Annotated in this window: 13 protein-coding genes; 2 read left to right on the plus strand and 11 right to left on the minus strand. The window is 50.8% G+C overall.

Annotated elements, in window-relative coordinates:
* Positions 1-1,421: 1,421 nt before the first annotated feature.
* Positions 1,422-1,634 carry a hypothetical protein gene (locus WKT13_RS00005; RefSeq protein ID WP_340322337.1) on the plus strand — a complete coding sequence of 71 codons (213 nt, stop codon included), beginning with the start codon at positions 1,422-1,424 and terminating at the stop codon, positions 1,632-1,634.
* A 2-nt stretch (positions 1,635-1,636) separates the two neighbouring features.
* Here the strand turns inward: WKT13_RS00005 and ispF are convergent, their stop codons facing one another.
* The 11 genes from ispF to WKT13_RS00060 all read right to left on the minus strand — a co-directional run bounded on the left by ispF (position 1,637) and on the right by WKT13_RS00060 (position 13,392).
* Positions 1,637-2,113, minus strand: a complete 477-nt coding sequence (ispF, locus tag WKT13_RS00010) for a 2-C-methyl-D-erythritol 2,4-cyclodiphosphate synthase (RefSeq protein WP_340322338.1) — start codon at positions 2,111-2,113, stop codon at positions 1,637-1,639.
* A 53-nt stretch (positions 2,114-2,166) separates the two neighbouring features.
* Entirely contained in the window at positions 2,167-3,342 is a 1,176-nt protein-coding gene (porV, locus tag WKT13_RS00015; protein ID WP_298620404.1) for a type IX secretion system outer membrane channel protein PorV, read from the minus strand.
* Positions 3,343-3,406: 64 nt separating this feature from the next.
* Positions 3,407-6,919, minus strand: a complete 3,513-nt coding sequence (porU, locus tag WKT13_RS00020) for a type IX secretion system sortase PorU (protein WP_340322750.1) — start codon at positions 6,917-6,919, stop codon at positions 3,407-3,409.
* 88 nt (positions 6,920-7,007) lie between these two features.
* On the minus strand, positions 7,008-7,625 hold the full coding sequence (locus tag WKT13_RS00025) for a fumarylacetoacetate hydrolase family protein (protein WP_340322339.1): 618 nt from the start codon (positions 7,623-7,625) through the stop codon (positions 7,008-7,010).
* A gap of 91 nt (positions 7,626-7,716) precedes the next feature.
* Complete coding sequence (gene tsf / locus WKT13_RS00030; protein ID WP_298620400.1) at positions 7,717-8,715, minus strand: translation elongation factor Ts; 999 nt, start codon at positions 8,713-8,715, stop codon at positions 7,717-7,719.
* Positions 8,716-8,765: 50 nt separating this feature from the next.
* Positions 8,766-9,608, minus strand: coding sequence for a 30S ribosomal protein S2 (gene rpsB / locus WKT13_RS00035; RefSeq protein ID WP_298620398.1), 843 nt, complete (start codon positions 9,606-9,608; stop codon positions 8,766-8,768).
* 190 nt (positions 9,609-9,798) lie between these two features.
* On the minus strand, positions 9,799-10,185 hold the full coding sequence (gene rpsI / locus WKT13_RS00040; protein ID WP_298620396.1) for a 30S ribosomal protein S9: 387 nt from the start codon (positions 10,183-10,185) through the stop codon (positions 9,799-9,801).
* 8 nt (positions 10,186-10,193) lie between these two features.
* A complete protein-coding gene (gene rplM, locus WKT13_RS00045; protein WP_294459101.1) occupies positions 10,194-10,655 on the minus strand; it encodes a 50S ribosomal protein L13 in 462 nt (153 codons plus the stop codon).
* Between the two features lie 1,079 nt (positions 10,656-11,734).
* Positions 11,735-12,691, minus strand: coding sequence for a HipA domain-containing protein (locus tag WKT13_RS00050; RefSeq protein WP_340322340.1), 957 nt, complete (start codon positions 12,689-12,691; stop codon positions 11,735-11,737).
* Between the two features lie 66 nt (positions 12,692-12,757).
* Positions 12,758-13,084, minus strand: a complete 327-nt coding sequence (locus WKT13_RS00055; protein WP_294459098.1) for a HipA N-terminal domain-containing protein — start codon at positions 13,082-13,084, stop codon at positions 12,758-12,760.
* 80 nt (positions 13,085-13,164) lie between these two features.
* Complete coding sequence (locus tag WKT13_RS00060; protein ID WP_340322341.1) at positions 13,165-13,392, minus strand: helix-turn-helix transcriptional regulator; 228 nt, start codon at positions 13,390-13,392, stop codon at positions 13,165-13,167.
* Positions 13,393-13,690: 298 nt separating this feature from the next.
* On the opposite strand from WKT13_RS00060, the gene WKT13_RS00065 reads away from it, so the two are divergent.
* On the plus strand, positions 13,691-15,634 hold the full coding sequence (locus WKT13_RS00065) for a M60 family metallopeptidase (protein ID WP_340322342.1): 1,944 nt from the start codon (positions 13,691-13,693) through the stop codon (positions 15,632-15,634).
* The last annotated feature ends 81 nt before the right edge of the window (positions 15,635-15,715 follow it).

The following is a 15,715-nucleotide window of genomic DNA, read 5'->3' on the forward strand; positions in this document are numbered from 1 at the left end:
ATAATACATTTATATAAAAAGACCGCGAAAAAGCGCAGGCTGGACGCAGCGACATGCACAGGCTTGATCCACAGACAAAAAAGAGGCGGAATAACCGTTGCTGGAGCGCAATACTCAACGTTAACGTCTTTAAAACCAGTATGATATGGCGGAAAAGGTGAAAAACTATCATTAATTTGCAGAAAAGACCGTGAAAGGCATGAATCCGCGGTACTTAAGATGTCAAAATGCAAGCTCGAAGTATCAAAATGTCACAATATCAAAGCACAGCGGCAAATTTTCGCCACACATTGAACGCTGTGTGCGCACACAGAATATTGATATATGTCAAAAAAGAATTAAAAATATCATATTATTTGTTTTATTGTTTGGAGGAATCGAAAAACCGTCGTATCTTTGCATCGTCAAAAGGTTAATAGATTGTTTAGGTTAGTAGTAATAGATTTAGGTTTTTAGTTATTAGGTTTAAGGTAAATTAAAACGATTGTTTAACAGGTAACAATGCTGGGCCGTGAGGTTCGCATTTGTTTCGAAAGTTTTTTTAGTTAAACATAGGAATATGCCACTGCTTGTTGAAAGTAGTGGCATTTTTCTTTTTAATACTTTGAAGAACAAATACGCAGATACGCCAAAGCGTGGCGACATGCTGTGAAAACCGGCTTCATATTTCCTGAAAAACAAACTGATATACTTTGAAAAGCGGCACTTTACTCTTAACACAACAGCTACGCACGTTTTGCAGAACCGGACTCCAGATTAACAGACCGGCATCGCACTATACTCTGCATACGGCCATTAGACAGCACATAAAGCGATGAGACATAAATAATACAGCTGCGGCAGAAGGCCACGGCCCGTACGCCGCATGCCCACGGACGGAGCACTTTGTAAGGCAGATGTAAAAAAGCCTTACCCTGTTGCATAAATATACAGAAATCCGAACGATGATGAATATTTATACATCGTCAACCTCACGAGAATTGAATATTTGCGAGCAAGTGTGCATCCGGCCGCAAATTCGCGAGTTTTGAGCACTTTGCGCAACACACTGTCACACAGCAGGTTGCGCCATTACGCGAAATAATACGCTCCACATGGTGCTGCGAAAGAGCCTTTCCGGGCATGCGAAACAGGCTATATCATGCCATGAAACGAACCATATCAGGGCATGAAACAGTGCATTTCGCGGTGCAATAAAGTGCATTCCGCAAAGCAACGGAAAATCATGTGCAGCGCAGTCAAGACACAGCAAACGCAAAAAAGGGCTTTTCGCAATTTGAGATACAGGAAAAACGACATCGCGCATTTCTATTTTGCGAAAAATTTTTGTCAAATTTTTTTACTTTCAGAAATGCATAAATATACATTTGCGACGCATATCATAGGAAATGGAAAGCAACAAATAGGTATAGCGACGGAGCATGAAGAAAGCACCTCAGGAAGCAACAGATCTTGCTACAGGTACACTTCGGAAACGCCACCCTGCTCCATCGGCGCCGCTACTGACGCACCACAGACGTGCCGGAAATGTAGAAACGGAACATAGCCACGGGCTTCTCCACGAAAGACAGACAAAAGGAAAGGAAACAGATAGAAGCGCAGGAGGTATAAAAACAACAACGGCCGACCTGTGAGGTCAGCCGCATATAAGAACAGTGGCGTAGGCACTGATGCCTTCCTGACGCCCTGTGAAACCGAGACGCTCGGTTGTCGTGGCCTTCACCGACACATTGTCGACGTCGGTGCCTATCACTTCGGCAAGACAACGGCACATGTCCGGTATGTGAGGATTGAGCTTCGGGCGCTCCGCACACACCGTGGCGTCGATGTTGCCCACGGTGTAACCCTTTGTGGCTATGAGCTCCACGGTCTTGCGCAGCAGTATTTTGCTGTCTATGTCGAGCGTTTCGTCCGACGTATCGGGGAAGTGATAGCCTATGTCGCGCATGTTTGCCGCACCGAGCAGAGCGTCGCATATGGCATGGATGAGCACATCGGCGTCGCTGTGACCAAGCAGTCCGAGTTCGTGGTCGAGCTTTATTCCGCCGAGCCAGAGGTCGCGGCCGGGCACCAGCTTATGTACGTCGAAACCGAATCCTACACGTATTTTCATATTCTAATGTCTTTATTTGCTGTGTTATGTGTGTTCCGTCGCCGGCAGGGCGTTTATCTTCTGAAGAGTTCCTTTATACCGTCCATGTCGAAACTGAGCGTGAAGCGCAGTGTCTGGTCGAGCGGATTGCTCTTCGCGGTAGCTATGACGTAGGCCGCATCGAGCGAGAACACGCTCATCTTGAAGCCCGCACCGACTGTGAAGTATTTGCGGTTACCTTTGTTCTCCGACTCGTGATGATATCCGGCACGCAGCGCGAACTGGTCGTGATAGACGTATTCGCCACCGACACTCCAGTTGATTTCCTGCAACTCTTCCTTGAAACCGCCGGGCGCATCGCCGAAGCTCTTGAATATACCGCTTATGCTGCTCACGTCGTAATAGTCTTTCTGCACACGCTCCATGTAGTCTTCGGTAGACTCGCCCTCGTTCTGCTTGGGATAGGTAGGCACAAGCAGTTTGTTGGCATCGGCCGTGATGGTGAAGCGGTTGTACTCGTCCACGGGCACCATAAGCGAGGCACCGAGTCGCATGTTGGTAGGAATGAACTCGCTGTTGTCGTCGCCACCGAACGAGATTTTGCTACCGATGTTAGATATATTCAGACCAAGACCGAGCTGACACTCACGCTGTCCGATGGTGAAATAGTCCTGATAGTAGGCGGCGAGGTCGGCTGCAAAGGCGCTTCCTGGCGATGTATCTTCGGTGTAGTCGTAGGTCAGGTCGGAGTAGATCCATCTCACTGCAGCCGCGATAGAGAACTTTTCGCTGAGCATAAGAGAGTAAGCCACGTCGAAAGACATCTCGTATGGGTTGATGGTCATGCTGTTGTCGTCGCTCTCACCCATGCTGGTATATACCTCACCGAGCGAGAAATAGCGAAGCGAAGCCGACACAGCCGAGTAGTCACCTATGCGGTAGTATCCGGCCAGATAGGCCAGGTCCATGTCGCTGACAAGCTGTCGCAACCACGGAGTATAGTTGAGTGCGACACCCGCACGCGATATGGCGAACGGATATTTTGCCGGGTTCCAGTATTGCGAAACCACGTCGGGGTCGGTCGCTACACCGGCGTCACCCATACCGGCAGCACGTGCATCGGGGGCGATGGTCTGCGATGTGACTGACGTATTGACAGGGTTGAACATGTTTTCCTTGTCCTGGGCCGAAGCCGTCAGTGCAAGACCGAAAAACAGGCACGCGGCAAATATTCTTATCTTAGTGTTCATTCTTATGGTGTTTGTCGTTAATATAAATCTTTATAAGGCACTGAATAAAAAACGCTGATGCGCTCTATTTATTGCCGATGATTACAAGTTTCTTTGCTTTTGAGGTCTGCGAGCTGCCGTCAGACGACATGCGCACACGGTAGAGATATACACCTGTGCCCAGGCGTTGGCCGCCATCGATGGTCAGATCCCATTCCACGGTGTAGGCACTGCCCGTGCTCACGCCGCTCTCCTCGTGTGTCCAGAGCAGCCGTCCGCTCATGTCGAACACGTCGATGCCCACATCCACTGTGCTGCCGGCACGGTCGTGACTGATGATGAATGTCGTGGAGGTGGTGGCGGGATTGTCCGAACAGCTCACGCTGAAGAGCGAAGGCGAAAGTCCTTTCACCACTCTGAAACGCAGTTGAGTGCTCGACATGTTGTTGAACACGTCCCATGCGCGGAACTGCAATGTGTGCTCGCCTTCCTCGAGTTCGGGAATGTTGTAGTATGTCGTGCCGCGTGTGTAGCTGCCGAAGTCGTAGCTGAAATTGTCGTTCAGATTGTATGTGCGCGTCATTTCGCCGTCGATGACAAGCTGCAGGTCGTGTCCGATGCCGTTGCCGGAGGAGTTGATGCCGTCCTTGTCCATTATTTCGGCCACGAAGTAAGGCGTACTGTTCACCTTGCCTCCGTTGACAAACGAAGGCGAATTGAGATAACAGAAGATGGACGGACCCACAGAGTCGTTGTCGGCTACATCGCCTCCACCCACAACGAACGACTCACTGTAGCCGTTGCCTATGAGTGTGCGGTCGTTGCTTACGGCATAAAGATTGATAAGCCCCGTACCGTCGGTGTAGTTGATGTCCTTAGGCACGGCAAAAGAGAACTCAAAGCGTCCGCCGGAAATGCTGTCGTTGCCGCTGAAGAGCACCTTCGGGCGGTCATAATAAGTGAACGGACTGCTCGACGCCTCATCCTCGTTGCGGTTGTTCCAGCGGCATGTCACCAGCTCGCGACTGTCGTGAACAGTGGCAGAAAGCACTCCGCTGAACGACGGAGCGTCCTTCACATAGCCGCTCACACGCATCACACTGCCCGCTCCAACGCTCACGGTGTTGCCCGTGGTTACGTCCACTCCGTTGATGGAATCCACCACAACGGTGAGTGTAGGCAGGCAAAGCGTCATGGCTGGATCGCCAAGCAGTGAGTACTGCAGGTTGTTCACCACTTCCATGTTGCCGTTTGTCTTCACACTGTTCTTTGCCAAACGCTGTGCCTCGCCGAGTGTTGTGGGTTTCCCGTCGGTCAGTGTGAGCACGTTGCGCAGGAAGTTCATGTTCATAGTCTTGTTGTGAGAGGCATATACAGTACGTGTAGTGCCGTAGAAGGCTACGGCTCCGCCTTTTGAATTGAGCACGGCTGTCTCGCCTATTGTCGACTTCATGCCGTCAAAAGGCATGATGTCACACGATGCTGTTATCCACAAAGGAAGGTTTGTATTGGTGAAACCTGCAAAGTCGGAGAGTCTGAGCACCGACTCATGCGATATCTGGTCGGCACGTCCATGTCCGGCATAATCCATGATGAGCGCGCCTGCGGCCTGCTGCTGTTTTATGGCTTTCGATGCGTCAGGATATGATTTTCCTGTTGATGATGTCTCACGTTTGTAGGCATCCCACAGCACTTTCTTTATGTTGAATCCTGGATTCAGCTCCGCCACCATGTCGGCAGCGTCGTTCACATCACGCATGTGTATGTCGTAGTTGCCGTCATCACCCATGAACATCATGGTGTTCTGCCATGCTCCGGCGTTCTGGTTGGTGACGTAGTTTATCACCTTGTCCACCATCACCTTGGCCTCGCTCTCCGTCGTCACAGGGAATCGTCCCACTGCCACATCGAGCTTGTCGCGGAGCAGAGGGTTCACTCCCTCACCGTCGTCGAGCATGCAGAAGTAGCCGTCGTCGATATAGCAACTCACTTCGTTGAACGAGTTCTCGCTCTCAAAGCAGAGCAGATAGTCGTCGGCATTCAGATTGCGGCACTCCGGTGTGAGCATGCGGTTGTCCCACACACAGTCTCCGAAGAGCAGCAGATACTTAGGCATGTCGGCTTCGGAAGCGGCACGGTCGTAGAGCATCTTGAGATAGTTGCGGTAGGCGCTGGCATCGGGTGTACCGCTGGAGAACTCGTTGAACAGTTCGTCGGCAGGCACTATACGCACCCGAAGCGCGTCGCGGGTCTCGTGGAACTCCTTCAGACGCTCGGCCTCTTTCCTGAGTTTCTGCGATGTCGGAATGATTATCACCATGTCGGCAGGCCCGTCGGCGTGCAAATCCTGGTTGGTTATGTTATATACGTACTGCGGAACGGGGAACGACGACGTCAGGTCGGGAGCGGCAAAAGGCTTGTCCCACGCCATCGACACATAGTCGAGACGTGCCGGTCCGCCCGAAAGTACAGTCAGCTTGACAGTGTTCTGTGCCTTCAGGTTCTTTACTGTGTAAGTGCCCGAAGCCTCACTGCCCTCATCATAGGCAATGAGATTCACACTGAGAATGCCTATAATGGAATCGTTGAATTCTATCTGTACACGGCATGCACTGCCCGCAGACACATTGACGGACAGTTTTCCGGATGTAGCTTCCGGATTGCCGGCCAACTCGACTGAGTGTGGCGACGTTGCGGTTATCTGCCGGCTGTCGAACAGATTGCGGCCTCCCTGATACCAGGAATAGCCGTCCACTTCGTAAAGAGTATGATAATAATCGGCTGAAGGATAAAAGGATGCGAGGAAGTCTTCCTGACTTATGCGGGCAGGAGAGCCTTCATCGTTCTGCGTGATGAAATAATAACCGTAGTCAGAATATGGGTTACGCGTGCGACGACTGCTGTTGTTGGCTTTCCACGACACCGGACCGAGGGCATGGAAAAGCAGGCGTCCGCCGACATCACAGAGCGGAACCTCACGCAGGTCGTCGTATTCAGTAAGGTCGTCTGCCGACAACTGCTCACTCCTGAGGTTGCCGCCGTAGCCATAAACCTTGACCTTGCTTATATCAGAAAAGCCGGCCTGACGTATCAGCGACTCACTGAGCTGATACACTCCGGTGGACGGCACACGTATCTTTGCCCAACGCCCTGAAGCAAGAACAGAATGAGCGGCATAGCGCGAGGCCGGATCTGAAGCGGCGCGCAATGCAGCACGACGGGCGGAAGAGGCAGGACGGGCTTCTTTCTTCAGCATGAAGCTGACAAGAAGCTGGTAGCGTCCGTCACGGAAAACCACCGGACAGAAACTCATCTCGAGCGAAGGTTTCTTGCGGTCGAACACAATGTGGCTTTCGACCTTTGGCATTTCGGGTGGCAATTCTGAAACAAGTTTCTTGTAAGACTCGATGTCCTGTCGGGGCATATCAATAAATTCGGGATATGCAACAGACACCGTATAAATGGAGTCGGCATAATTATCAGGCAACGGTAGAGTGGTTGCAAAATGAGGAAGCACGGAGTCTGTCCTCACCTGATCAGCCGTCAGATTGAAGAATGTCTGTGCTCCGGCAACCGAAGGCTGCATGAGCAGGAACATCAGAAAGAGTATATTGTAAAACAGTCTGTTCACGCTTATCTTACGTTTTAGCTTTTTCCGGCTAACCGGGCAAGGAATGTGCCGCTGTCTAACGGCATGAGAATTCGAGCACCTTGCGGTCGTCGAGCCAGCCCTCCAACCTGTCGCCTATCGCAACAGGACCTGTTCCGGCAGGCGTTCCGGTGTAGATGAGGTCACCGGTCTTTAGTGTAAAATATCTGCTTATATAAGCTATGAGTTCGTCAACGCCATAAAGCATATCGCTCGTACAGGCTTCCTGAACGGTAGAACCGTTGATATTGAGACGGAAATTTATGGCCTGTATGTCGCGGAATTTGTTGATATCAACCCATTCGCCTATGGCAGCCGAACCGTCAAAGCCCTTGCACAAGTCCCACGGCATGCCTTTCTCACGGAATCTGCGCTGCATATCGCGTGCCGTGAAATCGACACCCAATGTCACCGCATCATAGTAGCGGTGGGCGAAACGCTGCGGAATTGTCTTGCCGAGACGGCATATCCGCACCACCAGTTCGGCCTCATAGTCTATGCGTCCCATGAAGTCGGGCACGAAAAACGGCTTGCGGTCCTTGAGCAATGCGGAGTCGGCCTTGGTGAATATCACGGGTTCCTCCGGTTTATATAACGCTCCATCCAGCTCTTTATTGTGCTGGATATAGTTCATTCCTACTGCAAATATCTTCATTGCAAATAATTAACAAAAGACGGAGTCATAAAGAGCTTTCACTCCTCATAACTCCGTCTTCTATCTTGTGATTGTATATTCAGTTATACACTTATTCGGCAACAAGGGTGAAACGCTTGTAAGCAACAATCGCCAGATCCTTGTCCTGCTTCTTCAGATAGTCGGCAACACTTGTCTTGTCGCCGTCGCCGAACTGGAATTCCTGATTTACGAGACAGCACTCTTTGAGGAATTTAGCCAGACGTCCCTTAGCGATGTTCTGTATCATCTGCTCAGGCAGGTTGGCAGCTTTCTGCTCTGCGGCTTCCTTCTTGATAACAAGAGCCTTGTCAGCTTCCTCGCGTGTGAGCCATCCCTTCTTGATGTTTGACTCGATATGGTCTTCGCTGTCAACCAGATTCGGGTTCAGGCCGGCCTTCTTGAGAGCAACCTCAACTGCTTTCTCAATCTGCTCTTCCTTTGTCTTCTGTACAGCTACCTGGAACTCGTTGTCCTTCACTTCCTGAGGAACAGACTCCTCATCGAGTGCGATAGGCTTCATAGCAGCAACCTGCATAGCCATCTTGTGTCCCAGTTCTACGTTCTCCTTGTTGAGCTGAACCATTGTTGCGAGAGTGTGCTTGCCCATGTGGTCGTACACTTCGATGTTTTCGCCTTCGAGAACGTTGTATCCGTCGAGCTCCATCTTCTCACCTGTGATACCAGAACGCTGTGTGATAGCATCCTGTACGGCAGAACCGTCAGCGAGTGTGAGGGCCTTAACCTCGTCAAGAGTGTGGGCCTTTGCTGCAATAGCAGCATCGAGGATGTCGCTTGTCAGCTTAATGAAGTCGGCTCCGTTGGCAACGAAGTCAGTCTCACACTTCAGAGCTACGATAGCAGCGAAGTCACCTACTTTCTTAACGAGCACGCATCCGTTGGATGTCTCGCGGTCTGAACGCTTTGCAGCGATAGCCAGTCCACGCTCGCGGAGCAGATCCTTTGCTTTGTCGAAATCGCCTTCAGCCTCTGTGAGAGCCTTCTTCACGTCTGCCAGACCGGCACCGGTCATTGCGCGAAGTTTCTTTATATCGTCAATTGAAACAGCCATAGTTTATTGTTTTCTTTTGATTTATAAATGAATGTATGGTTTCTAATGCATTACTCTGCAGCCGGTTCTTCAGCAGCAGGAGCCTCTGCTACAGGAGCAGCCTCTTCTGCGGGAGCATCCTTGCGAGCTTTGCGTGCGCGCTTCGGTTTAGCGTCAGCAGCAGCTTCAGCCTGCTCGGCAGCAGCTTTCTCGTCAGCCTTCTCAGCCTTGCGCTCCTCCAGACCCTCAGCGATTGCGTTGCAGCAAGCTGTCAGAACTACATCGATAGAATCCTTAGCGTCGTCGTTGGCAGGAATGATGTAGTCGATGTTCTTCGGATCAGAGTTTGTATCAACCATTGCGAAAACAGGAATACCCAGACGGTTTGCCTCTCTAACTGCGATGTTCTCCTTCATTACGTCGATAACGAAGAGTGCGCTCGGCAGACGAGTCAGGTCAGAAATTGAACCGAGGTTCTTCTCCAGCTTTGCGCGCTGACGTGTAATCTGCAGCAGCTCACGCTTAGACAGCTTGGCATAAGTACCGTCGTTCATCAGTTTGTCGATATTGGCCATTTTCTTCACAGCCTTGCGGATTGTCGGGAAGTTGGTAAGCATACCGCCCGGCCAACGCTCGATAACGTAAGGCATATTTACGCTTGTTGCCTTTTCAGCAACAATTTCCTTTGCTTGTTTTTTAGTAGCGACAAACAGGATTTTCTTTCCTGCCTTGGCAATCTGCTTGAGAGCTTCAGCAGCCTCGTCAACCTTAGCTACGGTTTTGTGCAGATCGATGATATGAATGCCGTTGCGCTCCATGAAGATATAAGGAGCCATTGCGGGATTCCATTTACGACGCAGGTGACCGAAGTGGCATCCTGCTTCCAATAATTGGTCAAAGTTTGTTCTTGACATTGTTGTTTTGTTTGTTTAAATTGTTTACTTTCCTTTTAGTTTTCTCGAACCAGCCCATGGGTAATCCGTCATACTTGTGTCGAAGTCTCACAGGCTTGGATACTAAACTTATGCTGCCATGACGTCAGATATCACGCTGCCACGCATTGCCGTACAACCGGCAGGACAGCACATCCGACATCGGATGACATTAACGCTTGCTGAACTGGAAGCGACGACGAGCCTTCGGACGTCCCGGCTTTTTACGCTCAACAGCACGAGAATCGCGTGTGAGGAAGCCTTTGTCTTTGAGAGCTTTCTTGTCTTCTGCGTTGATCTTAACCAGTGCGCGTGCGATTGCAAGACGAAGAGCCTGGCTCTGTCCGGTATAACCGCCACCGTCAAGATTTACCTTAATATCATATTTGCCTTCCACACCCAGGAGCTGCAGAGGCTGCTTCACAACATACTGCAGAATAGCTGACGGAAAGTATTTCTCCAGTTCTACCTTATTTATAGTGATCTTGCCGGTACCCTCAGTGAGATAAACACGGGCTACAGAAGTCTTGCGGCGACCAATTGCATTTATCATTTCCATCTTACTGTTTATTTATACTGGTTAATATCAATTGCCTTCGGTTTCTGAGCATCCTTGTCATGCTCTGCGCCTTCAAATACATAAAGATTATTCAACAGCTTGCGGCCGAGCGGACCTTTCGGGAGCATGCCCTTAACAGCGTGACGAATGATCTTGTCTACACCATTAGGACGCTTGCGCAGGTCTTCCGGTGTATTGAAACGCTGTCCGCCTGGATAACCAGTATAACGGGTGTAAACCTTGTCGGTTTCCTTCTTTCCGGTGAATACCACCTTAGAAGCGTTGATGATGATTACGTTGTCTCCACAATCTACATGAGGAGTGAAGTTTGGTTTGTACTTTCCGCGGATAAGTTTTGCTACTTTAGAGCAGAGGCGACCTACCACCTGATCTGTTGCGTCAACAACAACCCACTCTTTCTTCGCAGTTTCCTTGTTTGCGGAAACAGTCTTGTAACTTAAAGTGTTCATTGTTTAATTTAAATATTACTACTAAAAAACATTATACCTTTGCGCGAGCGATTCACTAACCGCGTGGTCCGGCCAAAGACCAACACTATTAACACTCTCACGCTGGGGACTCTAAGTGTATCCCCGAAATAATCGGACTGCAAAATTACATATTTTATTCAGCGGAAGCAAACGGGAAAGCGGCAGTAAATATATTATTAATAAACTTTAACTATTTTAGATATTATTAGTAATGTTATCAACACACCATCACAACTTTAAGACTCGTCCGTTGATACCGGATACGGAGCATGGCACATGCTGCAAACCACATATAACGCACAATATCCCAAACACATAAGTCCGGAACCAAAGAGAAATATTCCGGCCATAGGAAGACAATAAAACCGCCACGACAGAACCACAGGAACAACGAAGGCCTCACGCCACAGCTTTATAAAAAACAGACGACGATAAAGGAAGCATACACACAGCAACATTACGTCACAGATACTTCCACCCGGACTGCGCCCGTTTCTCCAAATTTTCGTTAACTTATATTCACACTCAGCGATCCGAATTTAACATTCCGTTTTCTCTGTTCCAGCATTCCACAGCACCGTTTCCGGCTTCCGTAAAGCCTTTTCACAACACATCGTATCACCATTGCCGAATGACCCTGTTGCAAAACGGCCTGTTTTATACCGCGAAACCCACCATTTCAGCGTGCGATATGAACCATTCCGGCGTGCGATATGAACTATTTCACCATGCGATATGAGCATTATCAGGAGACAAAACGGGCTGTTTCGCGAAGCGTATAAAAACAGGCTGCAATACAGCGGTGCGTAAACGACTGTATTACAGAGAATTACCAAATTCGTCAAAATTCACGTTTTTCGGTCCGTACAGCCCGTCGGTGCGCTCCGACGCGTTTTTTCCGCATTTTTCACGACGAATATTTAACACTCGCGACCGGATTTTCTGTTTTTTTATACATCCGCCATTCCACCGCCCGCAAAGTCATGCGGACAACATGGCTGACGGTACACCGCGGCATGACACATACGGCGCGGCCGCCCTCAACGCGCCTCTCCCTCTCATTTCAGCATGACTATGCGCCGCAGTATAAGGTTCTTGTATTGCTTCTTCATGTCGTCGGGCACAAACGAACGGTCTATTATCTCGAACCATTTTGTAATGGCGCGGCTGAATCTCTTTGCCATGTTGTCTATCACTTTCTCGTCGATGCCCGACGCCGTTATCGACTTTATGAAATCAGAGCGGCGCAGCTTGCGCTTCTTACCGTTGAGCGTGAGGGCCAGTTCCTCGGGGTCGTCGGGCATGATGAGCGCCGTAGCCACCATGTCGTAGGCAGGAGTGAGCGTATAGCCCGTGCCCATGTTGTTGTATAGCGAGAAGTTCTTGAGGTGCATGTCGGCGTTTCCGGTTATCCACGAGAACACCACCACCTCCCAGAAGTTCACGAGGTCGAGCTTCGGAGCCGACGAATACTTCTTTATCGCCTTGGCTATCTGCTCGTACGAACCTTTATATTTATATTCCGTCAGACGTTCCGTGAGCTGGCACATGTCCTCCATCGGTACCTTCGCGCCCGTCTCCGTGCGGTCGACACGCCTCGTGATGTAGCACAGTTCGCCGTCGCTGAAGCGTATCAGACTGTGTGGCACCACGTTTATCTTCACCGCCTCGGCCAGGTGCATGGTAAGGTCCTCCAGCTCGGGTAGCGCCCTGTACGTTCCCGTCTGCGGCTTGAGGATGAACCGTCCCCACAGCCCCACGATGGTGAAACGGTCGGGCCGGTTGCGCCCACCCTTGTCTATGTCGAGCGAGAGCTTGGCCTGCACACCCGTCAGAGTGCTCTGACTGCGCACCACCTGCCGCGCCAGGTCGCCCAACTGCGAGCGGACGTAAGGCAGCGACGGTGCCTCGCGCGTACCGAAAAACTTGCGTGCGCACGCCGGATGATAGTCTGTCTGCCCGTCCTTCAGCGGTTTGTAGCAATGCAGGCATATTCTTTTAGAGTCGCAGTCCATGATTGTTGTCTTTTATTTCTTAAGTTTCCGGTCCGCCGCATGGCCTGAAGCGATGCGTTGCCGGAGTCATTCCTCGTCCTTTTCGGGCACCACACTCACCGCCCCTATGCAGTCCTTGCAGCACACCATGAGCAGCGACATGCGATCGCGCTGGTTTATCTTCCAGCTTCTCTCGGCTATCCCGAGCAGCCAACCCTCGGGTATCAGTCCGTCGAAGAAGGGAAACAGCACCGTGTCGTGATACGGTTCGTCGGTCAGCGGAAGAGTAAGGCTCACGGCCTCAGCATCGTCCGAAGCAAGAAACTCACGGTCGTAACAGAACGTGAAACCGTTTTCGTCCTCCGTCAACCGCCCTGCAAGGCGGTCGTAAAGATATACAAGCGCTGTCTTCATACTCACTGATGTGTCTTAATGTTCATGTTCCGGCAGTCATCCTTATCGCATCCGGCCTTCATCCCTGGTGCGTCCGGCCGTCACTTCTCGCGCGTCCGACCCTCGCCTCCTATCTCCACGGCACCCACCTGGCGGCCGAAAAGGCTCAGCACCTGGTTTATCTTGTCCATGCGCAAGGTCTGTTTGCCCTGTTCCAACTCACGTACGAAGCGCAGCCCCACGCCCGACTTGTCGGCCAAGTCCACCTGCGTGAGGTTGAACTTCTTTCTCATCTCTTTCACAAAAGCGGCTATTTCCCTGTCTTCCATTTTATACCCGTTTGGGTACAAATATACAAATTATACACACTCATTATACCTTTTAGGGTATAATTTTATTAATATTTTTAATTATTATACCCTATCGGGTGTATTATTTATAAACAAACCTTATTGCGGAAGCCGCTTTTCCTCATAGCCGACACATAAAAGTCATGACATCACCATGCCTTCAGGACATAATCACCTGTATTATGAAATAATAATATAAAGAATACGATTATGTGGCCGAAAAGACTTAAATTTGCATCAACCACTATACAATCATTACTACTTTTCCGTAAAACTCATGAACAAAAACATCACCATTATCAACAGAGCCGTGCTCGCTCTCGTTCTGTCGGGGCTGTTGCAGACGCCCGCAACAATGGTCTCCGCAGCCGAAACATGCGCAGCCAGTCAGACAACCGTCAGCAATGATGTGGAACATTCGGACATCTTCGCCGACAAACTCATGACCCGTCTGAAGAAGAAAGTCACCCGTTCGCAGATAGACCGACTGCAGAACGCAGCGCTGCGCAATCTTGCCCAAAGCATTCTGGCAGGAACATACGACACCGACTACCGCGTTGCCGAATACGAATGTTATCTGTCCTACGAAACCCTCGCACGCCAATGGGATGCCCCCGGCAAGCACTACGACCAGATTGCAGGCGTCACCGGAATAAACATCCCCGCCATGTCGAGCCAGACAATCGTCGTCGACGGCCTTCCAAAGGACATGAAAGCCGAACTCAAGACGGTGGCATGGTATGTCGGGAAAGTAGGACAGAACTTCGACGGAGGCTTTCCTGAAATAAAAACATACGAACTGAAGAACGGCATCAACACCATCGACTATGACGGCGAATGGAATGCTTTGGCATACATCTGCTATTACGCCGACGAGAAACCGGAGAAACGCCCGGCCCTGAAAGTGCATTTCGTCAACGGACAGGTGAACGGTTATCTCTCACCGGACAAAACAAACGAGGAGATGATGGCCCTCTGCAACAAGGCGCCTAACAGATGTATGGACGTGCTCAGCCATAAAGTGCACTCCATTTGGACGTCAAAGGGACTTGCCCAACACTGCAAGTCGCGCGACGGAAAACCCGGTTTCCGCCAGTACATGAACGTGCTCGACTCGCTCGTCGCGTGGGAACACCGCCAGCTGGGAATAGAGAAGTACGGTCGGATACCCAAGAACCGCACCATGGCTTATGTCAACTACACTTATTATATGTATCAGGACGGACTGGGTGTATCCTTCCACGCCGACCAGGAACCGCGCGTTCTGGACTGCCGCAACATCGTGGAAACCGACGACGATGCCATCTGGGGCCTCAGCCACGAGTGGGGACACCTGCACCAGATGACTCCTTACTTCAACTGGGCAGGCATGGGCGAGGTGTCCAACAACCTGCAGGCATACTACAACATAATGAAAATGGGCTACCGTACTTCCGACAAACTCAAGCTGTGGGCGCCTCTACGGGCGCAGTATCTCGAGGACAAAGGCTTCAGCTCCGGCACTGTTGTTAGCCGGCAGCGTAAGGATGCCTACGCCGACCGCGACAAATTCGCATACAACACCAAGCTCCATGCCGCATGCCAGGCCATGAGCGACTCGCTCATAGCACCCAGTTCGAGCAATCCTCTGCGCGCCCTGGCCTACTCGGAGGTTCACGACGGTGCACTGTGTCCGCTCATCATGATGTTCAATTACTTCACGGAGAACGGCGTGCCCGACTTTGCTCCCGACTGGTATGAGGCCCTACGGCAGAACGACGACAGGAAAGGCTCGCAGATAGAGAAGAAAGGCAAGGCCGACAAATACGAACTCATAGCCAGCGCTCAGAACAACAATGCCAACGGAAAGCTGGCCGAACTGCGCCGCCGTTTCCCCGAATCGTGCTGGGTGAAGGACAACTACATAACTGAAGACCACTGCGATCCGTGGGAGAACTCCGTACCGTTCATCATGAACTTCATACGCAAGACAAGCCGTGTGGCAGGCTACAACCTCATGCCTTACTTCGAAAGATGGGGCTATCTGCGGCAGATAGCGCTCCGGATAGATGATTACGGAACGAAATATTACATCATGACGCCCGACATGTACAACGAGTTCAAGGCCGACATGGACGCACTCGTCGCATCCGGTGAACTCAAACAAATGCCCGAAGGCATGGTGGAGAAGATATCAAACAGTCCTGACTGGTTCCAGCCGCAGCCCTATTTCCCCAACTGAACGACACGCCGGACAATCCCGACACAACACCGGCAGTCCGCACAAACATTTATGCGGACTGCCTCAAACCACGTATAAATC

The sequence above is a fragment of the Prevotella sp. HCN-7019 genome (assembly GCF_037890215.1).
GTDB lineage: Bacteria > Bacteroidota > Bacteroidia > Bacteroidales > Bacteroidaceae > Prevotella.

What these genes read in the sequence shown, in the direction of transcription:
- ispF (WP_340322338.1), bottom strand. Translation starts at nt 2,113, where the DNA reads ATGAAAATACGTGTAGGATTCGGTTTCGACGTACATAAGCTGGTGCCC.
- porV (WP_298620404.1), bottom strand. Translation starts at nt 3,342, where the DNA reads ATGAACACTAAGATAAGAATATTTGCCGCGTGCCTGTTTTTCGGTCTT.
- rplM (WP_294459101.1), bottom strand. Translation starts at nt 10,655, where the DNA reads ATGAACACTTTAAGTTACAAGACTGTTTCCGCAAACAAGGAAACTGCG.
- rpsI (WP_298620396.1), bottom strand. Translation starts at nt 10,185, where the DNA reads ATGGAAATGATAAATGCAATTGGTCGCCGCAAGACTTCTGTAGCCCGT.
- tsf (WP_298620400.1), bottom strand. Translation starts at nt 8,715, where the DNA reads ATGGCTGTTTCAATTGACGATATAAAGAAACTTCGCGCAATGACCGGT.
- rpsB (WP_298620398.1), bottom strand. Translation starts at nt 9,608, where the DNA reads ATGTCAAGAACAAACTTTGACCAATTATTGGAAGCAGGATGCCACTTC.
- WKT13_RS00050 (WP_340322340.1), bottom strand. Translation starts at nt 12,691, where the DNA reads ATGGACTGCGACTCTAAAAGAATATGCCTGCATTGCTACAAACCGCTG.
- WKT13_RS00055 (WP_294459098.1), bottom strand. Translation starts at nt 13,084, where the DNA reads ATGAAGACAGCGCTTGTATATCTTTACGACCGCCTTGCAGGGCGGTTG.
- WKT13_RS00005 (WP_340322337.1), top strand. Translation starts at nt 1,422, where the DNA reads ATGAAGAAAGCACCTCAGGAAGCAACAGATCTTGCTACAGGTACACTT.
- WKT13_RS00065 (WP_340322342.1), top strand. Translation starts at nt 13,691, where the DNA reads ATGAACAAAAACATCACCATTATCAACAGAGCCGTGCTCGCTCTCGTT.
- porU (WP_340322750.1), bottom strand. Translation starts at nt 6,919, where the DNA reads ATGTTCCTGCTCATGCAGCCTTCGGTTGCCGGAGCACAGACATTCTTC.
- WKT13_RS00025 (WP_340322339.1), bottom strand. Translation starts at nt 7,625, where the DNA reads ATGAAGATATTTGCAGTAGGAATGAACTATATCCAGCACAATAAAGAG.
- WKT13_RS00060 (WP_340322341.1), bottom strand. Translation starts at nt 13,392, where the DNA reads ATGGAAGACAGGGAAATAGCCGCTTTTGTGAAAGAGATGAGAAAGAAG.